6 protein-coding genes are annotated in these 5,729 nt (G+C 67.1%); 5 read left to right on the top strand and 1 reads right to left on the bottom strand.

What is annotated here, in order from left to right; all coding sequences use genetic code 11:
* The first annotated feature begins 48 nt into the window (after positions 1-48).
* The 5 genes from Q1V87_RS09930 to coaE all read left to right on the top strand — a co-directional run bounded on the left by Q1V87_RS09930 (position 49) and on the right by coaE (position 5,026).
* Positions 49-657, top strand: coding sequence for an alkylhydroperoxidase domain protein (locus Q1V87_RS09930; RefSeq protein WP_292711268.1), 609 nt, complete (start codon positions 49-51; stop codon positions 655-657).
* 81 nt (positions 658-738) lie between these two features.
* A complete protein-coding gene (locus Q1V87_RS09925; protein WP_292734712.1) occupies positions 739-1,359 on the top strand; it encodes a hypothetical protein in 621 nt (206 codons plus the stop codon).
* A gap of 174 nt (positions 1,360-1,533) precedes the next feature.
* Positions 1,534-3,186 carry a cell wall metabolism sensor histidine kinase WalK gene (locus Q1V87_RS09920; RefSeq protein WP_300592147.1) on the top strand — a complete coding sequence of 551 codons (1,653 nt, stop codon included), beginning with the start codon at positions 1,534-1,536 and terminating at the stop codon, positions 3,184-3,186.
* A complete protein-coding gene (locus Q1V87_RS09915; protein WP_300592145.1) occupies positions 3,183-4,403 on the top strand; it encodes a hypothetical protein in 1,221 nt (406 codons plus the stop codon). Before Q1V87_RS09920 ends, Q1V87_RS09915 begins: the two co-directional genes overlap by 4 nt.
* A gap of 2 nt (positions 4,404-4,405) precedes the next feature.
* On the top strand, positions 4,406-5,026 hold the full coding sequence (coaE, locus tag Q1V87_RS09910; RefSeq protein WP_300592143.1) for a dephospho-CoA kinase: 621 nt from the start codon (positions 4,406-4,408) through the stop codon (positions 5,024-5,026).
* Here coaE and Q1V87_RS09905 read toward each other — a convergent pair.
* Entirely contained in the window at positions 4,966-5,595 is a 630-nt protein-coding gene (locus tag Q1V87_RS09905; RefSeq protein WP_300592141.1) for a DUF4126 domain-containing protein, read from the bottom strand. The genes coaE and Q1V87_RS09905 overlap by 61 nt on opposite strands.
* Positions 5,596-5,729 lie beyond the last annotated feature (134 nt).

Raw genomic sequence — 5,729 nt, 5'->3', positions numbered from 1 at the left:
CCGCGCTGTCGTCGATCCCGCCGTTTCGATCACGGAAGGAGCCGGCCGGTGAGCGCCGTCATCCCCGCACCCGAGGGTCTGGTCCCTCCGACCCGATTCACGCAAGAGACCCTCGACTGGGTTCCGTGGGTGGAGCCGCTGCCGATCGAAGAGGTCACCGAGCACCACTACGAGGCGCTCGTGCAGCGATCGCGGGTCAAGAACCCCTACTTCCGGCTGCTGGCACGCGACCCCGACATCCTGCGAGAGCGCACCAAGGCCGACCTCGACATCTTCTTGAACACGGATGCCGGGCTGCCGCGCGCCGAGCGCGAACTTGCCGCGACCGCGGCATCCCGGGTCAACGGATGCGTGTACTGCGCGTCGGTGCACTCCGCGTTCACGACCCAGCAGTCGGGCAGACGCGAGGACGTGCAGCGCATCCTGGACGAGGGAGTATCGGCCCGCATCGACCAGCGCTGGGACGCGATCATCGACGCGAGTGTCGCGCTGACGCAGACTCCCTCCGCGTTCGGCGCTGCCGAGCTGGCTGGGCTGGATGCTGCGGGTCTGGATGACCTCGAGGTGCTCGACGCGATCCTCGCGGCGTCGTTCTTCAACTGGGCCAACCGCCTCATGCTCTCGATCGGGGAGCCGGGAGTGCCGCCGAGCGCCTGAGAACTCCCGCAGCTCACAGCCCTCCCAAAGCTGCGCTGGATAGCGTCAGGAGTTCCCGAACTCGACCCCACGGAGGACACCATGGGTTTCCTTGACCGACTCTTCGGCACCGAGCCCCAGAACCGGCAGCCGTACGCGCAGCAGCCCGCCGCGCCGCGTCCCGCGGGTTATCCGTCCACGACGCCGCCGAAGTCCGAGGACGAGATCGCGATCGAGCGGTACCGCTACCTTCTGCGCACAGCGCCGCCCGAGACGATCGAGCAGGTTCACGCCGAGGCTTTCGCGAGGCTCACCGAGCAACAGCGGCAGCAGGTGCTTGCCGACATGACAGCCACCCTCCCGGCATCCGAGCAGCCCCGCTCGACCGACCCGAACGAGATGGCCCGTGCCGCCACCCGAGCCGAGTACATGAATCCCGGCTCGATGGAGCGCACGCTCGGCGGCCAGCGTCAGGGGCCGTCTTTCGGCTCGATGGTCGGCTCGTCGCTCCTCGGAACCGTCGCCGGGTATGTCATCGGGTCCGCGCTCGTGTCCGCGTTCATGGCTCCGGTTTTCGCTGCCGACGCCGGTGCCACGGATCCGGGAACAGCCGAGGCGGGAACCGACACGGGGGGCGACCCTGGCTGGGCCGACGCATCCGGAGCCGGAGACACGGGCTTCGCGGACGGCGGCTTCGGAGACTTCGGCGACTTCGGTTTCTGATCGGGCAGCGCGCGGAGGACTCCACCCGCCCCGCCTGCGCGATAACGTTCATCTATGGGGAAGGTGGAAACCGGCTCTGCACGCCGCGGTGCGAGCCGCGCAGCAGGTCGAAGTACTTTGTGGCGCTCTCTCGCTGACGACTTCGCCCTGCGCCGCGACGGCACCGAAGCACGCATGGCAGTGCTGCAGCAGGTGATGCTCGCCGTCGTCGTTCTGGTCATCACCGCGTTTGCGATCATCGCCGCCATCCCGGGGGATCTCACGCTGTTCTTCGTCGGTGTCGCGATGGTGTTCGTCATGACGATCGTGACGATGCTCGTTCCGTGGAACGCGATCTCGCCGTGGGCCGTGGGTATCGTCCCGGTGATCGACGTCGTCGCGATCCTGTTCATGCGGGCCGCCTTCCCCGAGTCCGGTATTGCGTTGCTGTGGCTCTTTCCCGTGATGTGGCTGTCTGCGTCATTGGGATTGGCGGGGTTCCTCGCGGCGAATCTGTTCGTCTGGGTCTCGTATGGGTGGGTGATCGCCGCCGGCAAGGAGTCGGCGTTCAGCTTTGCGCTGATTCTCCTACCGATCGTGACCCTTGCTGTTTCGGCCGGGGCGTACTTCAGTCTGCGCCGCTTCGCCGCGCAGCGGACGCTGCTCGACAAACAGGCACTGGTGCTCGGACAGAGCCTGGAACGCACCCAGCATCAGGAGCAGCTGGTCACCCAGGTTCTGGACTCGGTGGACTTCGGTGTCATCCGAATCTCACCGGACGGTGCAGTCACGGTCACGAACGAGGCTCACGCGCGGATGCAGCACGCGCTCATCAGCGCCGACGGACACAACCGCCTCCCGGCATTCGACGCCGACGGCCAGACCCCCCTCGTCCCGGAACGGATGCCGGTTGCTCGCGCGCAGCGGGGCGAGGTCTTCGACAACCAGATCGTCTGGTTCGGTGCTCCCGACACCACGCGACGGGCCCTGAGCGTGACGGCGCGGCGCCTGCGAGACACCCAGGGAGCGGATGCCGGCACCGTCGTGATCTCGCGAGATGTCACCGCCGAGCGCACCGCGCTCCTCGCTCGCGACAACGTGGTTGCATCGGTGTCGCACGAACTGCGCGCGCCGCTGACCGCCATCGTCGGCTATCTCGACCTGGCGCTGGAGACGGAGGGCATCCCCGAGAAGGTACGTGGCGACCTCGACGTGGCCACGCAGAACGCCGAACGGATGATCCAGATCATCTCCGACATCCTCTCGGCCACGTCGTCGTCGAAATCGACAGTCGATGTGACGGTGTCGCCCGAGAACGTCGACCTTCAGCAGCTCGTGCTGGCGTCCGCCGAGGCGTGGGAACCCTCCGCGCTCGAGCGGCGGATCACGATTTTCACCGACGACGTGCAACCCACGCATGCCTACGTGGACCCGGCACGGATGCGCCAAGTCGCCGACAACCTCATCAGTAACGCCATCAAGTACGGGCGCGAAGGAGGATCGGTGCAGCTAGCCGTCTACGGCGATGACGTCGCGTCATATCTGCTGGTGCGCGATGACGGGATCGGCCTGTCGCCCGATGACCAGAGCCGCCTCTTCCGGCGATTCTTCCGGGCCCGAACCGACGTCGGCGGCACGGGCCTCGGTCTTGCGATCTGCCGCGACATCGTTCGCGCGCACGGCGGAGAGATCATCGTCGGCAGCGAGCAGGGCGTCGGTTCTGTCTTCCTCGTGCGGGTTCCCGCCCAGGTCGACGTTCCGCTGCCGCCGATCGACCCCGAAGAGGCACTCAACATGTCGGGCGCGATCACCACGGCGGGCCGCTCCGACATGGAGGCGACGAGATGACTCTCGACCTCTACTCGGTCAGCGTCATGACGGCAGCGGTCGTGCTGATCGTCGGGATCATCTACATCTCCGAAACCCTCATTCGCCGCGACGAGGTGTCGGGTCGGCACTGGTCGATCGCCTTTCTGGCCGGCATCCTGACCACCATCGCCTACGCGATCTGGGCAGCCGGTGGCGGATGGATCGCGGTGGCCGCCGGAAACGCGGCATTCGTGGCGGCCACGGGGTTCATCTGGATCGGATGCCGCAGCTACAACGGACACCGCATCGGCTGGGCCTACGGCACGGTCGGTGTGGGCATGGCTGTTGCGTTCATCGCCGTCGTTGTCGAGGGTCCGCAAGGCGGCGACTGGGCAGGGGTTGTCTGGATGTATGCCGCGCTGGCGGTGCTGGCATCGTTTGGCGTATGGGAGACCGCACGCGGTCGATTGGCGCAGACCCGCACGACCATTGCCCTCGCCATCGTGCTCGTGATCGAGGCGCTCTATACGGCCGCGAGGGCCCTCGTCTTCCTCCTGCGTGGACCCGATGATCCCGTGTTTCAGGCGTGGTTCTCCACAGTCCCGGCGAGCTTTGTCACGATCACGCTCGTCATCAATGCGGCGATCGTCACTTCCATCCTGCGTGCGGGCCGCGCAGGGATGCGGGGGTACACCAACCTCGTGGCAGTTGACGGAAGCGACCGCATCCTGACCGAGCCGCAGTTCCGTGCGACGGTCACCGATGTGCTCGAACGCGCCGAAGAGAAGGGCATCGGGGTCGGCGTCATCGCGATGCGCATCGATGACCTGCCGTTCATCGCGAAGGCCTTCGGTAACGAGGTCGGGCGCCACGTTGCTGTCGCAGCCCGCGATGCCGTGCGGCGCACCGTCGAACCGCTTGCGGTCATCGGCGATGACGGCGCCACGGTGTTGTGGGTGTGCGACACATCCTGGGACGCGAGCGAGGCGCGACGGCAGGCATCCCGACTCGCCACAGCCGTGTTCGAAGCTCTGCGCACCGTCCCCGACGCCGTGGTCCCGGTCGTCGGCATCGGCGTCGCCGTGACCCACGACTTCGGCTACGACGCCGGCGCGCTCATCGACGCAGCGGATGTGGCATCCACCCGTTCGGCCAAGACCGGAGACATCTCGGTGTTGATCGCAGAACCGCCGCGCTCGAACCCGCCTGCCTCCGTGGGTCCCGACGCGCCGACGTCAGCGCCGGCGGAGAGCTGATCATGCCCCTCATCGCACTCACTGGGGGAATCGCGGCGGGCAAATCCACCGTGGCATCACGGCTGTCCGAGCTCGGCGCCGTGGTCGTGGACGCCGATCAGGTCGTCCGCGACGTCCAGAGCATCGGGTCGCCGGTGCTCGACCGCATCGCCGCAGAATTCGGTGACGGCATCCTCACGGTCGACGGAGCGCTGGATCGCGCCGCGCTCGGCTCCCTCGTGTTCGGAGACGCGGACCGGCTCGCCGTGCTCAACGCGATCGTTCATCCCGCGGTGCGGGAGGAGTCGGCTCGCCGCTTCGGGCAGGCCTTTGCCGCCGATCCCGACGCCGTCGTCGTGTACGACGTGCCGCTGCTGGTGGAGGCGCGGGTGGATGACCCGTGGGAACTGGTCGTCGTCGCACACGCCCCCGCCGAGCTTCGCGAACAGCGCCTGGTAGAGCTTCGCGGCATGAGTCCGCAGGAGGCTGCATCCCGAATCGGATCGCAGGTTCCCGACGATGCGCGACTTGCGATCGCCGACGTCGTGATCGACACGGCGGGGACGCTCGCGCAGACCCGAGATCAGGTCGACGTGCTCTGGGAGGCGTTGCCGTTGCGGATCGCCGCACGCCGATCGCGCTGACGTCGCCACCGCGGAATCACAATGATTGCCGTCACGATCGCGCCGATCAGCAACAGGAATCCGAGGATCGGCAGCACGATCGCAAAGATCGAGAGCGCGAGACTCGAGACATCCTCGACGGTGCTGACGATCGGGGCTGCAACACCCGCCGTCGCCGCGTTCGCTACCGGGCGAATGGATGCCTTCACCACGTGGATGGCGAGCGCAATCGCGACTCCGATGCCGATGGCCACCCAGTTCTGATTCGCGAAGAACGCACTGGGGTCATCCACGCGCACGGTCTCGGCGCTTGCTCCGGCGCCGAACGCGATTCCTCCGGATGCGGGCCGGATGACGGTCTGCACCGCATCGTTGATGGAGTCCACCACCGGCACTTTGTCGGCGACGATTTCCAGGACGAGCAGCGCCCCGATGATCCAGAGGGCGATGTCACTCGACAGCCAGGCCCACCCCGCCGGCAGCTCGATCGCGTCGAAGAAGCGGTTCGCGAGCCCGAGCACCAGCAGCGGCATCCAAGCGTTCAGCCCCGCTGCTGCGGCAAGACCGGATCCCACGAAGAACTCGAGCACGCCTCCAGAGTAGGCATCCTTTGCGCCCACCGAAATGCCGGGCGGCCTCGATGTCGGAACCCCCGCCTACGCTGGAGGAGTGCAGACCACACGATCCGTCAGGCCCTTCGAAGTCGTCAGCGAGTACTCCCCGT

Source organism: Microbacterium sp. (assembly GCF_030149085.1).
In the GTDB taxonomy this organism is placed as follows: Bacteria; Actinomycetota; Actinomycetes; order Actinomycetales; family Microbacteriaceae; genus Microbacterium.
This window is presented reverse-complemented; position numbering and strand designations above follow the sequence as displayed.